Origin of the sequence: Citrobacter sp. Cf136 (assembly GCF_030333815.1) — a bacterium.
Taxonomy (GTDB): domain Bacteria; phylum Pseudomonadota; class Gammaproteobacteria; order Enterobacterales; family Enterobacteriaceae; genus Citrobacter; species Citrobacter freundii.
This window is the reverse complement of the sequence record NZ_JAOWFE010000037.1, coordinates 517,019-540,930: the sequence shown is the minus strand read 5'-3', so window position 1 is coordinate 540,930 and position 23,912 is coordinate 517,019. Positions and strand designations below refer to the sequence as shown.

The 23,912-nt window shown below is 51.5% G+C and carries 18 protein-coding genes and 7 tRNA genes; 20 read left to right on the top strand and 5 right to left on the bottom strand.

All coding sequences use genetic code 11. The annotated features are described in order from the left end of the window. The first annotated feature begins 48 nt into the window (after positions 1-48). Positions 49-1,344 (top strand): MFS transporter, encoded by a 1,296-nt coding sequence (locus OGV98_RS16330; protein ID WP_003847370.1) that lies wholly within the window; start codon positions 49-51, stop codon positions 1,342-1,344. A gap of 51 nt (positions 1,345-1,395) precedes the next feature. On the opposite strand, the gene OGV98_RS16325 is transcribed toward OGV98_RS16330, so the two are convergent. The 4 genes from OGV98_RS16325 to nagE all read right to left on the bottom strand — a co-directional run bounded on the left by OGV98_RS16325 (position 1,396) and on the right by nagE (position 7,423). Then, positions 1,396-1,728, bottom strand: a complete 333-nt coding sequence (locus tag OGV98_RS16325) for a ChiQ/YbfN family lipoprotein (RefSeq protein WP_003022817.1) — start codon at positions 1,726-1,728, stop codon at positions 1,396-1,398. A 49-nt stretch (positions 1,729-1,777) separates the two neighbouring features. Then, entirely contained in the window at positions 1,778-3,184 is a 1,407-nt protein-coding gene (gene chiP / locus OGV98_RS16320) for a chitoporin ChiP (RefSeq protein ID WP_003835544.1), read from the bottom strand. A gap of 435 nt (positions 3,185-3,619) precedes the next feature. Then, positions 3,620-5,287, bottom strand: a complete 1,668-nt coding sequence (gene glnS, locus OGV98_RS16315; RefSeq protein ID WP_003022809.1) for a glutamine--tRNA ligase — start codon at positions 5,285-5,287, stop codon at positions 3,620-3,622. 186 nt (positions 5,288-5,473) lie between these two features. Further along, a complete protein-coding gene (nagE, locus tag OGV98_RS16310; protein WP_286551704.1) occupies positions 5,474-7,423 on the bottom strand; it encodes a PTS N-acetyl glucosamine transporter subunit IIABC in 1,950 nt (649 codons plus the stop codon). Between the two features lie 342 nt (positions 7,424-7,765). On the opposite strand from nagE, the gene nagB reads away from it, so the two are divergent. The 13 genes from nagB (at position 7,766) to OGV98_RS16245 (ending at position 15,513) form a co-directional block, all read left to right on the top strand. Continuing rightward, positions 7,766-8,566, top strand: coding sequence for a glucosamine-6-phosphate deaminase (gene nagB, locus OGV98_RS16305; protein WP_003022803.1), 801 nt, complete (start codon positions 7,766-7,768; stop codon positions 8,564-8,566). 60 nt (positions 8,567-8,626) lie between these two features. Then, entirely contained in the window at positions 8,627-9,775 is a 1,149-nt protein-coding gene (nagA, locus tag OGV98_RS16300) for an N-acetylglucosamine-6-phosphate deacetylase (RefSeq protein ID WP_003022800.1), read from the top strand. 8 nt (positions 9,776-9,783) lie between these two features. After that, positions 9,784-11,004: a DNA-binding transcriptional regulator NagC gene (gene nagC / locus OGV98_RS16295; RefSeq protein ID WP_003022796.1), complete on the top strand. Its 1,221-nt coding sequence runs from the start codon at positions 9,784-9,786 to the stop codon at positions 11,002-11,004. A 166-nt stretch (positions 11,005-11,170) separates the two neighbouring features. Beyond that, positions 11,171-11,923, top strand: a complete 753-nt coding sequence (gene nagD, locus OGV98_RS16290; RefSeq protein ID WP_003022792.1) for a ribonucleotide monophosphatase NagD — start codon at positions 11,171-11,173, stop codon at positions 11,921-11,923. A 299-nt stretch (positions 11,924-12,222) separates the two neighbouring features. After that, entirely contained in the window at positions 12,223-13,887 is a 1,665-nt protein-coding gene (gene asnB / locus OGV98_RS16285; protein ID WP_003835552.1) for an asparagine synthase B, read from the top strand. Positions 13,888-14,111: 224 nt separating this feature from the next. Further along, positions 14,112-14,188, top strand: a tRNA-Met gene (locus tag OGV98_RS16280). 9 nt (positions 14,189-14,197) lie between these two features. Then, a tRNA-Leu gene (locus OGV98_RS16275) sits at positions 14,198-14,282 on the top strand. 23 nt (positions 14,283-14,305) lie between these two features. Beyond that, positions 14,306-14,380 (top strand) — tRNA-Gln (locus tag OGV98_RS16270). A 37-nt stretch (positions 14,381-14,417) separates the two neighbouring features. Then, positions 14,418-14,492 (top strand) — tRNA-Gln (locus OGV98_RS16265). A gap of 21 nt (positions 14,493-14,513) precedes the next feature. Continuing rightward, a tRNA-Met gene (locus OGV98_RS16260) sits at positions 14,514-14,590 on the top strand. 43 nt (positions 14,591-14,633) lie between these two features. After that, positions 14,634-14,708, top strand: a tRNA-Gln gene (locus tag OGV98_RS16255). A gap of 36 nt (positions 14,709-14,744) precedes the next feature. Continuing rightward, positions 14,745-14,819 (top strand) — tRNA-Gln (locus OGV98_RS16250). A 121-nt stretch (positions 14,820-14,940) separates the two neighbouring features. Next, positions 14,941-15,513 (top strand): hypothetical protein, encoded by a 573-nt coding sequence (locus OGV98_RS16245; protein WP_048216702.1) that lies wholly within the window; start codon positions 14,941-14,943, stop codon positions 15,511-15,513. 5 nt (positions 15,514-15,518) lie between these two features. Here the strand turns inward: OGV98_RS16245 and ubiF are convergent, their stop codons facing one another. Next, entirely contained in the window at positions 15,519-16,694 is a 1,176-nt protein-coding gene (gene ubiF / locus OGV98_RS16240; RefSeq protein ID WP_003022782.1) for a 3-demethoxyubiquinol 3-hydroxylase, read from the bottom strand. 145 nt (positions 16,695-16,839) lie between these two features. Here ubiF and miaB point away from each other — a divergent pair, with 145 nt between their 5' ends. The 6 genes from miaB (at position 16,840) to gltI (ending at position 23,857) form a co-directional block, all read left to right on the top strand. Beyond that, positions 16,840-18,270, top strand: coding sequence for a tRNA (N6-isopentenyl adenosine(37)-C2)-methylthiotransferase MiaB (miaB, locus tag OGV98_RS16235; protein ID WP_003022779.1), 1,431 nt, complete (start codon positions 16,840-16,842; stop codon positions 18,268-18,270). A gap of 206 nt (positions 18,271-18,476) precedes the next feature. Next, complete coding sequence (locus OGV98_RS16230) at positions 18,477-19,523, top strand: PhoH family protein (protein ID WP_003022776.1); 1,047 nt, start codon at positions 18,477-18,479, stop codon at positions 19,521-19,523. After that, on the top strand, positions 19,520-19,993 hold the full coding sequence (ybeY, locus tag OGV98_RS16225) for an rRNA maturation RNase YbeY (protein WP_003022773.1): 474 nt from the start codon (positions 19,520-19,522) through the stop codon (positions 19,991-19,993). Before OGV98_RS16230 ends, ybeY begins: the two co-directional genes overlap by 4 nt. 157 nt (positions 19,994-20,150) lie before the next feature. Then, a complete protein-coding gene (gene corC, locus OGV98_RS16220; RefSeq protein WP_003847383.1) occupies positions 20,151-21,029 on the top strand; it encodes a CNNM family magnesium/cobalt transport protein CorC in 879 nt (292 codons plus the stop codon). Between the two features lie 24 nt (positions 21,030-21,053). After that, positions 21,054-22,592 carry an apolipoprotein N-acyltransferase gene (lnt, locus tag OGV98_RS16215; protein WP_048241389.1) on the top strand — a complete coding sequence of 513 codons (1,539 nt, stop codon included), beginning with the start codon at positions 21,054-21,056 and terminating at the stop codon, positions 22,590-22,592. 356 nt (positions 22,593-22,948) lie between these two features. Continuing rightward, positions 22,949-23,857: a glutamate/aspartate ABC transporter substrate-binding protein GltI gene (gene gltI / locus OGV98_RS16210; protein ID WP_003022762.1), complete on the top strand. Its 909-nt coding sequence runs from the start codon at positions 22,949-22,951 to the stop codon at positions 23,855-23,857. Positions 23,858-23,912: the final 55 nt, after the last annotated feature.

Here is a 23,912-nt window from a genome sequence, read left to right as displayed (position 1 = left end):
ACACTCTTACCTCTATAAATATTATGATAAGACAGTGGAGCAAACCCAATGACACAACAACCATCGCGCGCCGGAACTTTCGGCGCAATACTGCGGGTAACCAGCGGTAATTTTCTCGAACAGTTCGACTTTTTTCTGTTCGGGTTTTACGCCACCTATATTGCAAAGACCTTCTTTCCCGCGGAGAGTGAATTTGCCGGGCTAATGTTAACTTTCGCCGTTTTTGGCTCGGGTTTCTTAATGCGACCCGTTGGCGCCATTGTGCTGGGTGCTTACATCGACAGAATTGGTCGTCGTAAAGGCCTGATGGTGACGCTGGCGATTATGGGCTGCGGTACCCTGCTGATAGCCCTGGTACCTGGCTATCACAGTATTGGCCTGCTGGCTCCCGTGCTGGTATTACTTGGACGATTATTACAGGGATTTTCTGCAGGCGTAGAGTTAGGCGGTGTCTCGGTTTATCTTTCGGAAATCGCCACGCCTGGCAATAAAGGCTTCTACACCAGTTGGCAGTCGGCCAGTCAACAGGTCGCCATTGTGGTGGCGGCGCTGATTGGTTACTGTCTGAACGCTACCCTGGGACACGATCAGATCTCGGAATGGGGCTGGCGCATTCCCTTCTTTATTGGTTGCATGATTATTCCTTTGATCTTCGTGCTCCGCCGCTCGCTGCAGGAAACAGACGCATTTTTACAACGCACGCACCGCCCCGACACTCGGGAAATTTTCACCACTATCGTCAAAAACTGGCGTCTTATCGCTGCAGGTACGCTGCTGGTGGCGATGACCACAACGACATTTTACTTCATCACCGTCTACACCCCGACCTACGGCAGGGCTGTACTCCACCTGAGCGCTCGCGACAGCCTGGTGGTCACCATGCTGGTCGGTATTTCTAACTTTATCTGGCTGCCCATTGGCGGGGCCATTTCTGACCGAATTGGTCGTCGTCCGGTGTTAATGGGGATTACCGTACTCGCTCTGATCACCACCTGGCCGGTAATGCACTGGCTCACCGCCGCACCAGATTTTACACGCATGACATTGGTCCTGCTTTGGTTCTCATTCTTTTTTGGTATGTATAACGGGGCAATGGTAGCCGCACTCACCGAGGTGATGCCGGTCTATGTGCGTACAGTGGGCTTTTCACTGGCATTCAGTCTTGCCACAGCGATTTTTGGCGGCCTAACGCCGGTCATATCCACGGCACTGGTTCAGCTAACCGGGGATAAAAGCTCACCGGGATGGTGGCTGATGTGCGCGGCACTTTGCGGACTCGCCGCCACGGCAATGCTGTTTGTCCGGCTAAGTCGGGGTTATCAACCAGTGGAAAATAAGCTCTGAAATGCAAACGGGCGGAAAATTCTCCGCCCGTTATCTTTTTCATTTTTTGAATTACTGTGCGGCATTCTTGCTGCGAATTTCCTGCCAGACTTTATCGCAATCAGCATTAACGGCCTGATCGTTACCCGTACGCGTGGCCTGGATACACTGCTGATAATCCAGCACGCGTACGCTTTCTTCATTGGCAAACTGCTGGTGCTGTTTTTCTTTCTTCAGTACATTCAACACGCTTTGGCAGGCTTCTATTTTTTCCGGCGATCCTTGAGCGGTATTAATACACGCGCTGTAGGCTTCTTTCAGACGGCTGTCTTCTTTCGGTGCAGGGGATTGCGTACAAGCCACCAGCCCTGATGCCATAACGGCGATGAGTATCAGTTTTTTCATAGCACGTTCCTCAACGAGGCGGCAGGCACACGGCCTGCCGCTATTGGCATTAGAAGATAGTGAACGGAGCAATAACGATGAATTTCACGTCACGCTCATCCTGGAAGATGTTGCCGTAACCACCACCCCAGCTCGGAATATCTGAATGGTTGTCGTACTGGGTGAAGTGCAGTTTAAACATAGTGCCCTTCGCACGACCATCCTGCAGGGTGTAGACCGCATCCAGGCTGTAAGAAGATTCTTCGATAGTGCGGTTTTTGTCGTAGTACGCATCCGGGTTGAGCTGCCAGGTAGCGGGTTTGGCATCCCATGCATAAACGTAGGACGCGCCCACTGCCCAGCCCGGCAGGTTCCAGTTCTTCAGGTCATACATTGCGCCGAAGAAGACTGCCTTTTCGCCGTTGGCGTTGAAGTCAGAACGGTTATCCCACCACACGTCCAGGCGACCGTTTGATGAGGCGTAGGTCGGGGTCATACGCTGCAGGAAGTAGCCTTGCTGCCCATCTGCTTTAACCCATGTGCCTTCCAGACGCAGGTCAACCACTTCCGCTACTTTATAACCGAAGGTCAGCGCCTGCAGCCAGGCCGTGCCGTCATAAATATCGTTCACGGTGCGATCGTCAACTTTGTCACGTGCGCCGTAGAATTGATAGCTGGTAGTAAACGGGTTACCGCCTAAATCGAATTTGTAGCTGGCTTTGGCGAAGTACTGATCGACGTAGCCTTCAGACTGACCAAATGCCGCTTCCAGTAACAGGTTATTTTTGAAGTCATATTTCGCGCCGATTGAATGCAGGTAATCAACGCTGGTCTTTTTATCAGCCTGATAGAATTTATCGACTTCGGTGTGCCACGGCGCTTTATATTCGTTAGCCCACATATAGGAGAAGCTTAGTGCGCCAGCATCACCATAGTCGAAGTTGGCACCGGCTTCAGCCCCCTGATAGGTACCTGGCATAAAGCTCCAGTGCGGTGCCAGCAAAGTCTGCCCGGTTGGTTGAATGTAACCGGCACGCGCCCAGGTTGGGCCGTATTTAAATTTAGCTGCTGCTTTATAAAGGCTAATCCCGCTCTTATCGCCGGAGTAATCCTCGTCATAGCCTTTATTTTTGGAAGAGAATGCGATTTCGTTTGGATGGCCGCTTTCGCTACTTTCGTTCATTTCAATAGCGGTAAATGCTGCGATATCAATACCAAACATATCGGCCGCATAACCGGACTGGAAGTCGAGGTTAGCGTTCCAGGTGGAGTGAGAAAGGTTGGTTTTGTATTTGTCATGATCGGTCACATCTTTACGGTCACGCTCACGCTGCCAGTAATAGATGCCGCCGGTTAAGGTTGAGTCATCAATAAATCCTTCGGCGTGTACCTGCGGAGCGACAACAAAACCCGACATTGCTGTGATACCGGCGATAGCCAGCGCCAGCGTACTACGTTTGCCACTAAACGTACGCATATGTTAATCCTCTTTGACATAAAAATGCTGCCGATATAAGCGGACAGCGAAAAAACAAAAATTAAAAAAGTAGCGCCAAGAAAACCTCAGTGACTACAATGAATAGACTATTTTTCGCGACGCGAATTATCAATCTCTTTCTGTAACGAGTATGTAATAGTATGAGCAACCGCACATATTTCATTGCTTTCTGTTACATTTTCATTGGGAGATAAAAAAGCGTTGATAAAATGAAAAAATCGCTTGTTTTCCATAGAGATGAAATCGGTTTCAGCCCATTTCACATTGAGGTAAGTTATTTAAACGTAAAAACATTCAGCCGATTTATTATTACAGACATGTAATTAATTCGCTGCGCAAACGGAGCCTGTCAAACGGTTTTTTTGCGAAAAAAAACGCCGCATGAAGCGGCGTTTAGAGAGGATGTGTTGCGACTTATTCACCCGCTTTAGCCCACGTATCACGCAGACCAACGGTACGGTTAAACACCAGCTTGTCAGCCGTTGCATAACGGCTGTCCAGGCAGAAGTAACCTTCACGCTCAAACTGGAACGCTTTACCTGCAACCGCAGCCTGCAGCGACGGCTCACCGTAACCCTGCTTAATGACTAGCGATTCCGGGTTAATAACGGACAGGAAGTCTTCCGCCGCACCTGGGTTTGGCACGCTAAACAGACGGTCGTACAGACGGATTTCAATCGGTAGCGCATGGGACGCGCTCACCCAGTGAATAACGCCTTTAACTTTACGACCATCGGCCGGATCTTTGCTCAGGGTGTCAGCGTCGTAGGTGCAGAAAATGGTGGTAATCTTCCCTTCTGCATCTTTCTCAACACGTTCGGCCTTGATCACGTATGCATTACGCAGACGTACTTCTTTACCCATCACCAGACGCTTGTACTGCTTGTTCGCTTCTTCGCGGAAGTCTGCGCGATCGATCCAAATTTCACCGCTAAACGGTACTTCACGGCTGCCCATTTCCGGTTTATTCGGATGGTTAGGCATAGTGACCAGCTCGCTTTCGCCCTGCGGGTAGTTTTCGATAACCAGTTTCACCGGATCGATAACCGCCATCGCGCGCGGAGCATTTTCGTTCAGATCTTCGCGGATGCAGGATTCCAGAGAAGCGATCTCAATGGTGTTGTCCTGTTTGGTCACGCCAATGCGTTTGCAGAACTCACGGATCGCGGCAGCGGTGTAACCGCGACGACGCAGGCCAGAGATCGTCGGCATACGCGGATCGTCCCAGCCTTCAACGTGCTTGTCGGTCACCAGCAGGTTCAGCTTGCGCTTAGACATCACGGTGTATTCCAGATTCAGGCGCGAGAATTCGTACTGGCGCGGATGAACCGGAATGGTGATGTTGTCTAGCACCCAGTCGTACAGACGACGGTTATCCTGGAACTCCAGCGTACACAGTGAATGCGTAATGCCTTCCAGCGCATCGCTGATGCAGTGGGTAAAGTCGTACATCGGGTAGATGCACCACTTGTTGCCGGTCTGGTGGTGTTCGGCGAACTTAATGCGGTACAGCACCGGATCGCGCATCACGATAAACGGCGAAGCCATATCGATTTTCGCACGCAGGCAGGCCTTACCTTCTTCAAAGCCACCGGTACGCATTTTTTCGAACAGCGCCAGGTTCTCTTCAACGCTACGATCGCGGTACGGGCTGTTTTTGCCTGGCTGAGTCAGCGTGCCACGGTATTCGCGGATTTCGTCCGCTGACAGTTCGTCAACGTACGCCAGCCCTTTATTAATAAGCTCTACCGCATAGGCGTGAAGCTGATCGAAGTAATCCGAAGAGTAGCGAATGTCGCCAGTCCAGTGGAAACCTAACCATTCAACGTCGTTTTTAATCGACTCAACGTACTCGATATCTTCTTTAACCGGGTTCGTATCATCAAAACGCAGGTTGCACTGGCCCTGGTAATCTTGCGCAATGCCAAAGTTCAGACAAATGGATTTCGCGTGGCCAATGTGCAGATAGCCATTTGGCTCCGGCGGAAAACGGGTATGGATAGTGGTGTGCTTACCACTGGCCAGATCTTCATCGATGATCTGACGAATAAAGTTACTCGGGCGGGCTTCAGCCTCACTCATCGTGGATTCCTCAAAGCGTAAACAACGTATAACGGAGTATGATCTTATAAGCCAGGCAGACTGACAACCCTTAGTTACGTAAAATACGTATCAAACGAAAATATTGGGGCCGATTGCTGCAAAAAAAAGCGGCGGAGGACTATCCCCCGCCGCTTAAGGCACTTAACTCACTTTACTCAGGAGCAGTTACTTACCTTTAATCTCATACAGTGGTGTTTGACCGGCAACCACATGACCTTCGGCTTTAATGACCAGAGCGCCGAAATCATCGCTGTTGCTGCACACAACCGGGCTTATCATAGAACGTGCGTTAGCGTTCAGGAACTCCAGATCCATTTCCAGAATCGGTTGGCCTGCAGTAACTTCCGCACCTTCTTCAACCAGACGCTTAAAGCCTTTACCTTCCAGCGCGACGGTGTCGATGCCCATATGGACCACGATTTCCGCGCCTTTAACAGTTTCCAGGCAGAACGCATGGTTAGTGTTGAAGATTTTCACGATGGTGCCCGCAGCCGGAGCAACCACGATTTTATCCGTTGGTTTCACCGCCACGCCGTCGCCTACAGCTTTGCTGGCGAAGGCTTCATCAGGAACCTGCTCCAGCGCAACTACGTCACCGGTAATCGGAGAAACCAGCGCTTCAACGGTGACTGCATTCGCTACAGCCTGCGGTTTTGCTACCGGAGCCGCTGCTGCTGGCGCACTTTCACCAGACGCTGCTGCCACCGGGCCACGCGCGACAACTTTCTTCATTTCGTCGCCGATGGATTCAGCTTTCGCACCCACGATGACCTGAATTGTTTGCTTATTCAGCTTAACGACACCCGATGCTCCTAAACGTTTACACATCGCATCGTTTACGCGACCGGAGTCGGCAACGGTCAGACGCAGACGAGTGATACAGGCATCAATCGCTTTCAGGTTATCAGTGCCGCCAACCGCTGCAATGTAGCTGGTTGCCAGTTGAGCCAAACCTTCTTCAGTGTTGCTGTTGGCTTCTTCAGTAACGATATCGTCTTCTTTATCTTCGCGGCCCGGCGTTTTCAGGTTAAACATACGAATAACCGCGCTGAACAACACAAAGTAGATAACGAAGAACACCAGACCCATCACCACCAGCATCCAGACGTTCTGGCTTGCTGCCGGCAGGTTGTACATCAACACGTAGTCGATAGCACCTGCGGAGAAGGAGAAGCCTGCGTGGATCCCCAGCAGTGTTGCAACGAACAGGCTGATACCCGTTAACAGTGCGTGCAGGAGGTACAGCAGCGGAGCCAGGAACATGAACAGGAATTCCAGCGGCTCGGTAACACCGGTCAGGAACGCGGTGATCGCAACGGACAGCAGCATACCGCCAACCATCGGACGACGTGCTTTCGGAGCCGCGAAGTACATCGCCAGCGCCGCACCCGGCAGACCAAACATCATGATCGGGAAGAAGCCAGACATGAACATACCCGCAGTGCCGTCACCCGCGTAGAAGCGGTTGATGTCACCGTGGAATACGGTACCTGCAGCGTTAGTAAATTCGCCAATCTGGAACCAGGCGATAGTATTCAGCACCTGATGCAGACCGGTTGGGATCAGCAGACGGTTGATGAAACCAAAGATACCGGAACCCAGCGCGCCAGCGTCCACGATCCACTCACCACCCGCATGGATGGCATTCTGTACCGGTGGCCATACGTAACCGAAGATAGCAGCCAACACCAGACAGAAGAAGCCAGTGGCGATCGGCACGAAGCGTTTGCCGCCAAAGAAGCTCAGGAAGTCAGGCAGTTTGATACCAGACCAGCGGTTATACACGGCACCGCCGACCAGACCGGTGATGATACCAGCCAGCACGCCCATATTGATTGCAGGGTTAATGGTAACCATTGCTTTGGTCAATATGAAATAACCGACCGCACCTGCCAGCGCTGCTGCACCTGCGCTGTCTTTTGACCAACTGGAAGCAACACCGATCGCAAATATTAACGCGAGGTTATCAAAGATGGCCCCACCCGCTTGCGCGATGAAGGGTACGTTAAGTAAATCTGGTTGGCCGAATCGCAGCAGCAGTGCCGCGACTGGCAGCACAGCGATGGGGAGCTGTAACGCCCTACCCAGCCGCTGGAAAAAACCTAAAATATTCATTTTATTCCCCCTACGAGACCCCGATTAGGCTTCTTTGAAGCCATATTTTTATTGTGTGACCATTCCTGACAGCAAGATTCTGGAACAACGATATTAACCATTCATCTACATTCAGAGTGTGTGAAAAATTAATTCGTATCGCAAATTAAACGCGTGTTTTTTGTGATTTCAGTCACCAAATATCGTTATTAACCCTCCCTTCCACTGGCTAACTACGAAAACTTATTTTATCATTCAAAAAATCGAAACGGATTGATCCTTACCGATGCAAAACCAGGTTACGCTTAATACTGCACAGAGACTCAATCCGCCAATTGCTTACATTTACTTTTGAGGTGAAGAATGAGACTGATCCCCCTGAATACCGCTGAACAAGTCGGCAAATGGGCTGCTCGCCATATCGTTAACCGTATTAACGCGTTCAAACCAACGGCAGATCGTCCGTTCGTTCTGGGCCTGCCGACTGGCGGTACTCCGCTGACAGCTTATAAAGCATTGGTTGAAATGCACAAAGCGGGCCAGGTGAGCTTCAAGCATGTTGTTACTTTCAATATGGACGAATATGTTGGCCTGCCGAAAGAGCATCCGGAAAGCTACCACAGCTTTATGCACCGCAATTTCTTTGATCACGTTGATATTCCAGCAGAAAACATCAACCTCCTCAATGGTAATGCGCCGGATATTGATGCAGAATGCCGTCAGTATGAAGAAAAAATCCGTTCTTACGGTAAAATCCACCTGTTTATGGGCGGTGTAGGCAACGATGGTCACATCGCGTTCAACGAACCGGCTTCCTCTTTGGCTTCCCGTACCCGTATCAAAACGTTGACTCACGACACACGTGTTGCTAACTCACGCTTCTTTGACGGCGACGTAAGCCAGGTGCCTAAATATGCGCTGACCGTTGGCGTGGGTACCCTGCTGGATGCCGAAGAGGTGATGATCCTGGTTCTGGGCCACCAGAAAGCACAGGCGCTGCAAGCCGCCGTTGAAGGCAACGTTAACCACATGTGGACCATCAGCTGCTTGCAGTTGCATCCAAAAGCCGTTGTGGTCTGCGATGAGCCTTCCACCATGGAACTGAAAGTGAAGACGCTGAAATACTTCAACGAGTTAGAAGCGGAAAATATTAAAGGTCTGTAATTGATGTCTCCGCCCTGTCGATGAGTTGCAGGGCGGCATTTTTTGAAATCGGGGGTCGGAATGTATGCTTTAACCCAGGGCCGGATCTTTACCGGTCACGAAATTCTTGATGACCATGCGATTGTTGTCGCCAATGGCCTGATTGACAGCGTTTGCCCACTGGCTGAGTTACCATCAGGAATTGAACAGCGCTCACTGAATGGGGCCATTGTTTCCCCCGGTTTTATTGATGTACAGCTCAACGGCTGCGGCGGTGTACAGTTTAACGATACGGCAGAAGCCGTGACCGTTGAAACGCTGGAAATCATGCAGAAAGCCAATGAAAAATCTGGCTGCACCAACTATTTACCAACGCTTATCACCACCAGCGATGACCTGATGAAACAGGGTGTTCGCGTGATGCGTGAATACCTGGCGAAACACCCGAATCAGGCATTAGGACTTCATCTTGAAGGCCCGTGGCTGAACCTTGTGAAAAAAGGTACCCATAATCCTGGATTTGTCCGTCAGCCGGACGCTGCGTTGGTTGATTTCCTGTGCGATAATGCGGATGTGATCACCAAAGTCACACTGGCACCAGAAATGGTCCCGGTAGAGGTCATCACCAAACTGGTTAATGCCGGTATCGTGGTTTCTGCGGGTCACTCCAATGCAACGGTCAAAGAAGCCAAAATCGGTTTCCGCGCAGGCATCAGCTTTGCGACCCATTTGTTCAACGCGATGCCGTACATTACCGGTCGTGAACCAGGTCTGGCGGGCGCAATTCTTGATGAAGCCGATATCTACTGCGGTATCATCGCCGATGGCCTGCACGTTGATTACGTTAACATTCGTAATGCTAAGCGCCTGAAAGGCGACAAGCTGTGCCTGGTCACTGACGCGACCGCGCCAGCAGGTGCAAACATTGAACAGTTCATTTTCGCTGGTAAAACAATATACTACCGCAATGGACTGTGTGTTGATGAGAACGGTACGTTGAGCGGTTCATCATTAACCATGATTGAAGGTGTACGCAATCTGGTCGAACATGCGAATATCGCTCTCGACGAAGTCCTGCGCATGGCAACGCTCTACCCTGCTCGCGCCATTGGCGTCGACAAACAACTCGGCAGTATCGCGCCAGGCAAAGTAGCCAACCTGACTGCGTTCACGCACGACTTTAAAATTATCAAGACCATCGTTAATGGCAACGAGGTCGTTACTGAGTAAGAGAAAGAATGACACCAGGCGGACAAGCTCAAATAGGTAATGTTGATCTCGTAAAACAGCTTAACAGCGCGGCGGTTTATCGCCTGATTGACCAGCATGGGCCAATCTCGCGAATTCAAATTGCCGAGCAAAGCCAGCTTGCCCCCGCCAGCGTAACCAAAATTACGCGTCAGTTGATCGAACGCGGGCTGATCAAAGAAGTCGATCAGCAGGCCTCCACCGGGGGCCGCCGCGCTATCTCTATCGTCACAGAAACCCGCAATTTCCACGCCATTGGCGTACGCCTGGGTCGCCACGATACGACGCTCACTCTCTATGATATGAGCAGTAAAGTGGTCGCCGAAGAGCATTACCCTCTCCCGGAGCGCACCCAGGAAACGCTGGAATATGCGCTGCTCAACACCATTGCCATCTTTATTGAGAGCTGCCAGCGGAAAATCCGCGAGTTGATCGCAATTTCTGTCATTCTGCCAGGCCTTGTCGATCCTGAAAGCGGCGTCATCCGCTATATGCCACACATTCAGGTCGAAAACTGGGGGCTGGTCGAAGCGCTCGAAAAACGCTTCAAAGTTACCTGCTTTGTTGGTCACGATATTCGCAGCCTGGCTCTGGCTGAGCACTATTTCGGGGCAAGCCAGGATTGCGAAGACTCCATTTTGGTGCGAGTGCACCGCGGAACCGGCGCGGGAATTATTTCCAATGGCCGCATTTTCATCGGTCGCAATGGCAACGTCGGTGAGATTGGTCATATTCAGGTTGAGCCGCTGGGTGAGCGCTGTCACTGCGGTAATTTCGGCTGTCTGGAAACCATTGCGGCCAACGCCTCTATCGAACACCGCGTACAAAACTTGCTAAAGCAAGGCTATCCAAGCCGGCTCACGCTGGATGATTGCAGTATCAAAGCCATCTGTAAGGCAGCGAATAAAGGCGATAATCTGGCAGCAGAAGTCATCGAGCATGTTGGCCGCCATCTGGGTAAAACCATCGCTATCGCCATCAACCTCTTTAATCCGCAGAAAATCGTCATTGCGGGCGAAATTACCGAGGCTGATAAAGTGCTGCTGCCTGCAATAGAAAGCTGTATCAACACGCAGGCGTTGAAGGCGTTTCGCCATAATTTACCGGTGGTTCGGTCCACGCTGGATCACCGCTCCGCCATTGGCGCCTTTGCGCTGGTGAAACGCGCAATGCTTAACGGGACTTTGCTGCAACGTTTGCTGGAAAGCTAATACACTTCATCCTTCAAGCTGCCTCTGCGTTAGCTGCATCTGCTCACCCCGGTCACTTACTTCAGTAAGCTCCGGAGGTTCGCAGACTTGCCGCCTTGATGCGACTCGAATGATGTAGTGTATTTTGTGTATAGTAATGCCTTCTTTTTTTAATGTCGGATTGTCCATGGCCATTAAGAATGTAATTTGTGATATCGACGGCGTGCTGATGCACGACAATGTTGCTGTACCGGGTGCGGCAGAATTTCTGACTGGGATCCTGGAAAAAGGTCTGCCGTTAGTCCTGCTGACTAACTACCCTTCGCAGACCGGGCAAGATCTGGCAAACCGCTTCGCCACCGCAGGTGTGAATGTCCCTGATAGCGTCTTTTATACTTCCGCGATGGCTACCGCTGATTTTCTTCGTCGCCAGGAAGGAAAAAAGGCCTATGTGGTTGGTGAAGGCGCGTTAATTCACGAACTGTATAAAGCTGGATTTACCATTACCGACGTGAACCCCGATTTTGTGATTGTTGGCGAGACGCGTTCCTATAACTGGGACATGATGCATAAAGCGGCGTATTTTGTCGCCAACGGCGCTCGTTTTATCGCCACTAACCCGGATACCCACGGTCGCGGCTTTTATCCCGCCTGTGGAGCACTCTGTGCCGGTATTGAGAAGATCTCAGGTCGTAAACCATTTTATGTCGGCAAACCAAGCCCGTGGATTATTCGCGCGGCGCTCAACAAAATGCAGGCGCACTCAGAAGAAACCGTCATTGTTGGCGACAACCTGCGCACCGATATTTTGGCAGGTTTTCAGGCGGGTCTGGAAACTATCCTGGTACTGTCTGGCGTATCCAAGCTCGATGATATTGACAACATGCCGTTCAGACCAAGCTGGATTTACCCGTCTGTTGCTGAAATTGATGTGATTTGATTCGCAGGCCGGATAAGACATAAGTTCGTCTTATTCGGCAATTATGCAGCGTTATTGCCGGATGGCGGCGTCATCGTCTTATCCGCCCCACGAAGCCCCTCCATTCAATAAAACCGCCATAAAACTGTCGATTCATCAATAAACACGTCTATTCTGTAATCTTTTTTCACCAATCCACAATGACCATTGCAGTTTTTATTTTCTGACCCGCAATTCGCTTGCGCCCTCTCCCGCTTTGCGGCATTTTCTTTATCAAGCAAACATAAAAAGCATCACGCAACAGGTTAACGGAGAAGGTTATGTGTTCTATTTTTGGCGTATTCGATATTAAAACTGACGCAGTTGAACTGCGTAAAAAAGCCCTGGAATTGTCTCGTCTGATGCGCCATCGCGGCCCGGACTGGTCGGGTATTTATGCCAGTGATAACGCCATTCTGGCACACGAACGTCTGTCCATCGTCGACGTCAACGCCGGTGCTCAGCCGCTGTACAACGTGAAGAAAACGCATATCCTGGCGGTTAACGGTGAAATTTATAACCACCAGGCGCTGCGCGCTGAGTACGGCGATCGCTATCAGTTCCAGACCGGTTCCGATTGCGAAGTTATCCTCGCGCTGTATCAGGAAAAAGGCCCAGAGTTTCTGGATGATCTGCAAGGCATGTTTGCTTTTGCCCTGTATGACAGCGAGCAGGACGCTTATCTGATCGGTCGCGATCATATTGGGATCATCCCGCTGTATATGGGTTACGACGAACACGGTAACTTCTATGTTGCGTCTGAAATGAAAGCGCTGGTTCCTGTCTGCCGCACAATCAAAGAATTCCCGGCCGGTAGTTATTTATGGAGTAAAGACGGCGAAATTCGTCAGTACTACCAGCGCGACTGGTTTGAATACGATGCAGTCAAAGACAACGTTACCGATAAAAACGAGCTGCGCCAGGCGCTGGAAGATGCGGTGAAAAGCCACCTGATGTCTGATGTTCCTTATGGAGTACTGCTGTCCGGCGGTCTGGATTCATCCGTCATTTCCGCGATCACTAAAAAATACGCGGCACGCCGTGTTGAAGATCAGGAACGTAGCGAAGCCTGGTGGCCACAGCTGCACTCCTTCGCCGTCGGCCTGGAAGGCGCTCCGGATCTGAAAGCTGCGCAAGAGGTGGCAAACCATTTGGGTACCGTGCACCACGAGATCCACTTCACCGTGCAGGAAGGTCTGGATGCTATCCGCGACGTGATTTATCACATCGAAACTTACGATGTCACGACGATTCGCGCCTCGACGCCAATGTACTTAATGTCGCGTAAAATTAAAGCGATGGGCATTAAAATGGTGCTGTCGGGCGAAGGTTCGGACGAAGTATTTGGCGGTTATCTCTATTTCCACAAAGCGCCAGATGCAAAAGAACTGCACGAAGAAACCGTGCGCAAGCTGCAGGCACTGCATATGTTCGACTGCGCCCGTGCCAACAAAGCGATGTCAGCCTGGGGCGTGGAGGCACGCGTGCCGTTTCTGGATAAGAAATTCCTTGATGTGGCGATGCGCATCAACCCGCAGGACAAAATGTGCGGCAACGGCAAAATGGAAAAACACGTTCTGCGCGAATGTTTTGAGTCCTACCTGCCAGCAAGCGTCGCGTGGCGTCAGAAAGAGCAGTTCTCTGACGGTGTCGGTTACAGCTGGATTGATACACTGAAAGAAGTCGCTGCTGAACAAGTTTCTGACCAACAACTGGAAACCGCCAGCTTCCGTTTCCCATACAACACGCCATCATCTAAAGAAGCGTATTTGTACCGTGAGATTTTCGAAGAGTTGTTCCCGGTTGCGAGCGCTGCGGAATGCGTACCTGGCGGGCCGTCTGTAGCCTGTTCTTCCGCTAAAGCGATCGAATGGGATGAAGCGTTTAAAACCATGAACGATCCGTCTGGTCGTGCGGTTGGCGTACACCAGTCCGCTTATAAATAAGTTAATCCTGAGAAAAGGGCCCTGCGGGGCTCTTTTTTTATGTCTGTTTTCTGTGCAAAAAAACAATTAATAACTAATAATTGCCGAATATTGCGTCATGCTGTTCGCAACCTAACCAAACAGTCACATTCCAGCTATTTTCAATGAAAAAGGGGTTGACGCTTCAAGGCTCAATACGCATAATGCGCCCCGCAACGCCGATAAGGTTACGCGAAAAAAAAGATGGCTACGTAGCTCAGCTGGTTAGAGCACATCACTCATAATGATGGGGTCACAGGTTCGAATCCCGTCGTAGCCACCATCTTTTTTTGCGGGAGTGGCGAAATTGGTAGACGCACCAGATTTAGGTTCTGGCGCCGCAAGGTGTGCGAGTTCAAGTCTCGCCTCCCGCACCATTCACCCGTAAGCGTTGCACGGATGGGGTATCGCCAAGCGGTAAGGCACCGGTTTTTGATACCGGCATTCCCTGGTTCGAATCCAGGTACCCCAGCCATTTTTTCTTCGATATAGCGGTTCACCGCAACGGTCATTGGGGTATCGCCAAGCGGTAAGGCACCGGTTTTTGATACCGGCATTCCCTGGTTCGAATCCAGGTACCCCAGCCATCGAAGAATATGATAGTATCTGGCTACGTAGCTCAGCTGGTTAGAGCACATCACTCATAATGATGGGGTCACAGGTTCGAATCCCGTCGTAGCCACCATATTAAGGACGTATCGACTCGTTCGGTAAATCCAAAAAATTGTTGGGGTATCGCCAAGCGGTAAGGCTCTGGTTTCTGATACCAGCATTCCGAGGTTCGAATCCTCGTACCCCAGCCAATTTCAAAAAGTCGTCCACTTTGTGGGTGCACCCGTTGGGGTATCGCCAAGCGGTAAGGCTCTGGTTTCTGATACCAGCATTCCGAGGTTCGAATCCTCGTACCCCAGCCATATTAAAAAAGCTCGCTTCGGCGAGCTTTTTGCTTTTATAAAATCCTAAAAACACCCTCTCCTGCACAAGCGCCCAAAAGCTTAATGCTAGAATGCCTTTTTTGCACAAAAGGAGCTTGTGATGAATTATCAGATTTTCCCTCTGTTTTTCATGCGAATAACTGCCCTGTTGTTTTTTCTTCTCGCGGTTGGTCTCAGCTTTATCGGCATTTCGTCACTGATAACCTACTTCGTTCTGATTGGCATCGTATTCCCGGTTATTGTGTCAATGCATCTTCACCGACTTAATGAAGCCGGTACGGCCTTAACGCTGACGGAGAATACTCAGTGGATGGTCTATATCCACGGCTTTCCCGCTCAGGAACAGCGATCTGTACTGAAAAATCCCTGCTTCTTTTCACAAGCACGGCTTCGCCAGTTTTTTATCTATGGGTTTAGCGGCAAGCTCTGCCTGCAAATTGCCTGTATTGCCATACTGGCGCATGATTATGCCAATGGGGGAAATACGGTTGCGGCGCTGTTTGTGCTGGCTTGCCTGCTCATCTTCGCAGGTATTAGCACCAGAGCTTTGTATTGCGTTGCCACTCATCAATGGCAATGTGAACCCCTGACAACCAACACCGGAAGTGTTTGGTATCAAGGGTTCTTTCCAGGTAAGGAAGGTAGAGAAACTCTGTTTTCGCGCCTGGTTTAACGGCACTACAACCCTAACGCATACTTCAGTGCCTGACGTTTCAGTACGCCAGCGCGCTCTGCGGCCATGAGCCCGAGATTACGCATGATACGCAGCGGCTGCAGGTTATTGCTGAATCCGGCATAGAACAGATCCATACCGCTTTGCATGATGAAATTGTCAGTCATACGGCGATTCTGATAACGCTTGAGCACCGGCTGACTGGCCCAGGATTCACCGTAGCTGCGCGCATTCACCAGCACATCAATCAACGCATCGACATCACGAAAACCCAGATTAACGCCCTGCCCCGCCAGTGGGTGAATGGTATGCGCGGCATCACCTACCAGCGCCAGCCCCGGTTGCACATATTGCAGCGCATGACGACGCGTAAGTGGGAATGCCCCCGCCGCCACAGGCGTAACGTTACCGAGTCGTGAAGGGAAATGTTTAGCGATCTCCGCCTGCAGTTGCGGCATATTTAGCGCTTGCAATTGGCGGATGCGAGCTGGTGAGTCGTACCACACCAGCGAGGCCCAGTTATCGAACAACGGTAAAAACGCGCGCGGACCGTCAGGGGTAAATTGCTGCCAGGTGCTGTCTCCCGGCGAATGCTCGCATTGCACGGTAATCAACATACAGGACTGCGCATACTGCCAGGCATGAATGCCAATCCCGGCCATTTTCCGCACCTGAGAATTTGCACCATCCGCGCCGATAACCAGCTTCGCGCTGATTTTTTCACCGTCTGCCAGTTCAAGTTCATGCCGATCGTGATGTTGATGCAAAGAGAGAAGCGACGCCGGCACGCGCAGCGTAACTTTAGGGTGAACTTCCAGCGCCTGCCAGAGCGCCTGTTGCAGGACCGTGTTCTCCACCATATAGCCCAACAGAGGCAGCTTAAGCTCGGCGGCATCAAACATCACATGGGCATTTTCCCATTCCCACGTTTCCAGACGACGGTAAGGATGGCTACGCATTCCCTGAACCGTATCCCAGACGCCCAGCCCTTTCAGCAACGACACGGAGGCGGAGCTAATAGCCGAAATTCTGACATCAGGCTGTCCGCCAGCAACAAACGGCGCAGGAGCGGCATGTTCAATCACCGTTACCGAAAATCCATGCTGCGCCAGTCCCAGCGCCAGCGCGCCGCCGACCATCCCCCCGCCGACAATGGCAATTTCCGTTGGTTGATTTGTCATGGTCAATTTTCCAGTTACATGTATTGTGTAAGTTTACAGGATTTTTTACCCCTTGAGGCTGACATCCGTCATACTGGTCACAACCGCGCCAAAGCAGTACACTATGCGCCCTGCATTTCAGCCACAATTTCGCAAGAGCAAGTCGATGACCAAAAAACTCCATATTAAAACCTGGGGCTGTCAGATGAACGAATACGATTCATCGAAGATGGCCGATCTGCTGGATGCCACTCATGGGTATCAACTGACTGACGTGGCGGAAGAAGCGGATGTGCTGCTGCTGAATACCTGCTCAATCCGTGAGAAGGCTCAGGAAAAAGTGTTCCATCAACTGGGCCGCTGGAAACTGTTAAAAGAGAAAAATCCCAAGCTCATCATTGGGGTCGGTGGCTGTGTTGCGTCTCAGGAAGGCGATCATATTCGCCAGCGTGCGCATTACGTCGATATTATTTTTGGGCCGCAAACGCTGCATCGCCTGCCGGAAATGATCAACAAAGTGCGTGGAAGCACGACCCGTAGCCCGGTGGTTGATATCAGTTTCCCGGAGATCGAAAAGTTCGACCGCCTGCCGGAACCGCGTGCTGAAGGTCCAAGCGCGTTTGTGTCCATCATGGAAGGTTGTAATAAATATTGTACTTACTGCGTGGTTCCCTACACCCGCGGTGAGGAAGTCAGCCGTCCGGCGGATGATATTCTGTTTGAAATCGCCCAACTGGCAGCCCAAGGCGTGCGTGAAGTGAACCTGCTGGGGCAAAACGTGAACGCCTGGCGTGGTGAAAACTACGACGGCACGATCGGATCCTTTGCCGATCTGCTGCGTCTGGTAGCAGCGATCGACGGCATTGATCGTATCCGCTTCACCACCAGCCATCCGATCGAATTCACCGATGATATCGTTGAAGTTTATCGCGATACGCCAGAGCTGGTGAGCTTCCTGCACCTGCCGGTACAGAGCGGCTCAGACCGCGTACTGAACCTGATGGGACGTACCCACACGGCGCTGGAATACAAAGCGATCATCCGCAAACTGCGCGCTGCGCGTCCGGATATCCAGATTAGCTCCGACTTCATCGTTGGCTTCCCAGGTGAAACCACGCAGGATTTCGAGCAGACCATGAAGCTGATCGCTGACGTCAATTTTGACATGAGCTACAGCTTTATCTTCTCTGCGCGTCCTGGCACCCCTGCCGCCGATATGGTTGATGACGTACCAGAAGAAGAGAAGAAACAGCGTCTGTACATTCTACAGGAGCGTATTAACCAGCAAGCTATGGCCTGGAGCCGTCGTATGGTTGGTACGACCCAGCGCATCCTGGTTGAAGGCACATCGCGTAAGAGCATTATGGAACTGTCAGGGCGTACCGAAAATAACCGCGTGGTGAACTTTGAAGGTACCCCGGATATGGTCGGTAAGTTTGTGGATGTTGAAATTACCGATGTCTGGACGAACTCCCTGCGCGGAAAAGTGGTGCGTACCGAAGACGAAATGGGCCTGCGCATCGCAGAATCCCCTGAATCGGTCATTGCGCGTACCCGCAAAGAAAACGATCTGGGTGTTGGTATTTATCAGCCTTAATCCTGCTGAAAGACGTAAAAAAGGCCCGATACCGCTACACTTATCGGGCCTACACTTCTGGGCTCGCTGTCCCGGCAGGCCTTGTAATCTTCCCTGGCATCCCCATATTTATTGCAATGCTTGCGCCTTTCCCCCATGGCGTGAATAATTTCCTTAGATGCCGGTAAATGTTCAGCGTCCGGCGAGACATGCATAAGAGGAACAGTTTGAACATAGACACTCGCGAAATCACCCTTGAACCCGCAGACAACGCCCGCCTGTTGAGCCTTTGCGGCCCATTTGATGACAACATCAAACAGCTGGAACGTCGCCTCGGCATCGAAATTAACCGCCGTGATAACCACTTTAAACTGACCGGCCGCCCAATTTGCGTCACCGCTGCGGCAGATATTTTACGTAGTCTGTACGTCGATACCGCCCCAATGCGCGGTCAGACGCAGGACATCGAGCCTGAACAAATTCATCTGGCGATCAAAGAAGCGCGTGTGCTTGAGCAAAGCGCAGACAGCGTGCCTGAATTTGGCAAAGCGGTGAACATCAAAACCAAGCGCGGGGTAATTAAGCCGCGTACGCCGAACCAGGCACAGTACATTGCGAATATCCTCGATCACGACATCACCTTCGGCGTTGGCCCTGCGGGTACGGGTAAAACGTATCTCGCTGTTGCCGCTGCGGTTGATGCGCTTGAGCGTCAGGAGATCCGTCGTATTCTGCTGACCCGTCCGGCAGTGGAAGCGGGCGAAAAACTGGGATTCCTGCCGGGGGATCTCAGCCAGAAAGTCGATCCCTATTTACGACCGCTGTATGACGCGCTGTTCGAAATGCTCGGTTTTGAGAAGGTTGAAAAGCTGATTGAACGTAACGTCATTGAAGTTGCACCGCTGGCCTATATGCGCGGACGTACACTCAACGATGCGTTCATCATTCTTGATGAGAGCCAGAACACCACCATCGAACAGATGAAAATGTTCCTGACCCGTATCGGCTTTAACTCCAAAGCGGTTATCACCGGCGATATCACCCAGATTGACCTGCCGCGTAGCACCAAGTCCGGTCTGCGTCATGCCATTGAAGTGCTGGCTGAGGTCGACGAGATTAGTTTTAATTTCTTCCATAGCGAAGACGTGGTTCGCCATCCGGTGGTGGCTCGTATCGTCACGGCGTATGAAGCCTGGGAAGAAGCAGAACAGAAACGTAAAGCCGAGCAGGCTGCAGAACGCAAGCGCGAAGCTCAGGAGCAGGAACAAAAATGAGTCAGGTTATTCTCGATTTACAGCTGGCATGTGAAGACGAATCCGGTTTACCCACAGAAAGTCAGTTTCAGGGGTGGCTGGATGCGGTGATCCCGCAGTTTCAGGAAGAGTCTGAAGTAACCATTCGTCTGGTCGATGACGCGGAAAGCCATGAGCTCAACCTGACCTATCGCGGGAAAGATAAATCCACCAACGTGCTCTCTTTCCCGTTTGAAGCCCCGCCGGGCATTGAGATGCCGCTGCTGGGTGATTTGATCATCTGCCGTCAGGTCGTCGAGAAAGAAGCGCAGGAACAAGGTAAGCCGCTTGAGGCCCACTGGGCGCACATGGTGGTGCACGGAAGCTTGCATTTACTCGGCTACGACCATATTGAAGACGATGAAGCGGAAGAAATGGAATCCCTCGAAACAGAGATTATGCTTGCTCTGGGCTATGAGGATCCGTACATTGCCGAGAAGATTGCAGAATAGTAGCTTGCCGGATGGCGCCGCTTGCGCCTTATCCGGCCTACATTCATGCCTTTCGTAGGCCTGATAAGCGTTGCGCATCAGGCAAAACATGCCGTCAACAGCTGAGTATACGCATGACGCGCTTTGTATTAACTAACATGAGAACCCATACGACGCCATGAGCGACGACAATTCACACAGTAGTGACACCTTAAACAGCAAAAAGGGATTTTTTTCCCTGTTACTGAGCCAACTTTTCCACGGTGAACCGAAAAACCGCGACGAACTGTTGGAGCTGATCCGTGATTCCGGGCAAAACGACCTTATCGATGAAGATACGCGCGATATGCTCGAAGGGGTAATGGATATTGCGGACCAACGCGTGCGCGACATCATGATCCCTCGCTCTCAGATGATTACCCTGAAACGCAACCAGACCCTGGATGAATGTCTCGATGTCATTATCGAGTCTGCTCACTCGCGTTTCCCGGTGATTAGCGAAGACAAGGATCACATTGAAGGGATTCTGATGGCCAAAGATTTGCTGCCGTTTATGCGCAGCGATGCCGAAGCCTTCAGCATGGAGAAAGTGTTACGCCAGGCGGTTGTCGTACCTGAAAGCAAGCGGGTTGACCGCATGCTGAAAGAGTTCCGCTCCCAGCGTTATCATATGGCTATCGTCATCGACGAGTTTGGCGGTGTCTCAGGTCTGGTGACCATTGAGGACATCCTTGAACTGATTGTCGGTGAAATTGAAGATGAGTACGACGAAGAAGACGATATTGATTTCCGTCAGCTCAGTCGCCACACCTGGACTATTCGCGCGCTGGCATCGATTGAAGACTTCAACGAAGCTTTCGGGACCCACTTTAGCGACGAAGAAGTCGATACCATTGGCGGGCTGGTCATGCAGGCCTTTGGTCATCTGCCCGCGCGTGGGGAAACTATCGACATTGATGGTTACCAGTTTAAAGTGGCAATGGCCGACAGCCGCCGTATTATTCAGGTTCATGTCAGAATTCCGGACGACTCACCCCAGCCAAAACTGGACGAATAAACCCGAAACTGGATCTAAGACTACATGGCATTTGCCCCATTAATTGAACGCCAGCGCATTCGCCTGCTGCTGGCGTTATTATTCGGTGCCTGCGGGACACTGGCTTTCTCACCGTATGACATCTGGCCCGCTGCGATTGTTTCGCTGATGGGCCTGCAGGCTCTCACCTTCAACCGCCGTCCGCTCCAGTCTGCCGCTATCGGCTATTTCTGGGGACTGGGACTATTTGGCTCAGGCATCAACTGGGTTTACGTCAGTATCGCGCAGTTTGGCGGTATGCCCGGCCCGGTTAACATTTTCCTCGTGGTTCTGCTTGCCGCATACCTTTCCCTCTACACCGGTCTGTTTGCCGGCGTGTTGGCGCGCTTGTGGCCGAAAACCACCTGGCTGCGGGTGGCAATTGCCGCGCCGGTAGTCTGGCAAATCACGGAATTCCTGCGCGGTTGGGTACTGACCGGCTTCCCGTGGCTGCAGTTCGGTTATAGCCAGATCGACGGTCCGTTAAAGGGGCTGGCGCCGGTAATGGGCGTTGAGGCGATTAACTTCCTGCTGATGATGGTTAGCGGCCTGTTGGCGCTGGCGCTGGTGACGCGTAACTGGAAGCCGCTGGTTTTCGCATTCGTGCTCTTTGCTCTGCCTTTTCCACTGCGCTATATCCAGTGGTACACGCTTGAGCCGGAAAAAACCACCCAGGTCTCGATGGTGCAGGGCGACATTCCGCAGTCGCTTAAATGGGATGAAGGTCAGTTACTCAACACCCTGAAGATTTATCTCGACGCCACCCAACCCGAGATGGGCAAATCACAGCTAATCATCTGGCCAGAATCCGCTATTCCGGATCTGGAAATTAACCAGCAGCGTTTTCTGAGCATGATGGATGACCTGCTGAAATCGAAAAACAGCACACTGATTACCGGTATCGTGGACGCGCGTCTGAACAAACAGAATCGTTACGACACCTACAACACCATCATCACACTGGGTAAAGACAGTCCATACAGCTACGACTCCAGCAACCGCTACAACAAAAACCATCTGGTACCGTTTGGCGAGTTTGTCCCTCTGGAATCAATCCTGCGACCGTTAGCGCCGTTCTTTGACCTGCCAATGTCTTCGTTCAGCCGTGGGCCTTATGTGCAGCCGCAGCTGCATGCGCACGGCTTTAAGCTGACGGCTGCCATTTGCTACGAAATCATTCTTGGCGAACAGGTTCGGGATAACTTCCGTCCGGATACGGACTACCTGCTGACTATCTCCAACGATGCCTGGTTTGGTAAGTCCATTGGCCCGTGGCAGCACTTCCAGATGGCGCGGATGCGTTCCCTTGAGCTAGCGCGCCCCCTGCTGCGTAGCACCAACAATGGTATTACGGCGGTGATTGGTCCTCAGGGTGAGATTCAGGCGATGATCCCGCAGTTTACCCGTCAGGTTCTGACCACCAGCGTGACGCCAACCACGGGCCTGACCCCTTATGCCCGTACCGGTAACTGGCCGCTCTGGCTGCTGACCGCACTGTTTGGCTTTGGTGCGGTGGTAATGAGCCTGCGCCAACGTCGTAAGTAACCCACCTCCCCAGGCCGGATAACGCCTCGTTTATCTGGCCCCAAAATATGTATCCCTTCCCATTCTGGCACGTCTATTGCTTTGTTCTACAAGGCAAACGCTGTTTTGGCTGAATGTGCAACCTGGTCGCACCAAAGTTGAGCGCCGGTAGCACCTGAAAAGTGCAACAAGATATTTTTGCCCCCAAATGGTGCGGCGCACTTCGCAAAAATAAACAATAACACAGCAAATTCTTTACATTCATCCAAACTAAATGTTAACAAACACATACAAGACTGCACGTTTTAGTAGCAAACAATAACAACATCACAATGGGTATCAATGCGTCCCTGGCGCAGACGATAAAGGAGTTGGATATGCAATTACGTAAGCTCGCCACTGCCATGCTGGTCATGGGAATGTCCGCCGGTCTGGCGCACGCAGAAGACGCAGCACCCGCGGCAGGCAGCACGCTGGATAAGATCGCCAAAAATGGCGTGATCGTGGTCGGTCACCGTGAATCATCGGTACCGTTTTCTTACTACGATAATCAGCAAAAAGTGGTCGGTTATTCACAGGATTACTCCAACGCGATCGTTGAAGCCGTGAAGAAAAAACTCAACAAGCCTGACCTGCAGGTAAAACTGATCCCGATTACTTCACAAAACCGTATCCCGCTGCTGCAAAACGGCACCTTCGACTTTGAATGTGGATCCACCACCAACAACGTCGAGCGCCAGAAACAAGCAGCCTTCTCTGACACCATTTTCGTTGTCGGTACCCGTCTGCTGGCGAAAAAAGGCGGCGACGTCAAAGATTTCGCTGACCTGAAAGGCAAAGCCGTGGTCGTGACTTCAGGTACCACCTCAGAAGTGCTGCTGCACAAGCTGAACGAAGAACAAAAAATGGATATGCGCATCATCAGCGCGAAAGACCATGGTGACTCTTTCCGTACTCTGGAAAGCGGTCGCGCCGTTGCCTTTATGATGGATGACGCCCTGCTGGCTGGCGAACGCGCGAAAGCGAAGAAACCAGACAACTGGGAGATCGTTGGCAAGCCACAATCTCAGGAAGCCTACGGCTGTATGCTGCGCAAAGATGACCCTGAGTTCAAAAAGCTGATGGACGACACTATCGCCAAGGCGCAGACCTCAGGCGAAGCTGAGAAATGGTTTGATAAGTGGTTTAAAAATCCAATTCCACCTAAGAACCTGAACATGAATTTCGAACTGTCAGATGAGATGAAAGCCCTGTTCAAAGAACCGAATGATAAAGCGCTTAACTAACTAAAATAAATGGGAGGCTTCCCCTCCCTCTCGATTGCTACTCGGCACGGACAGA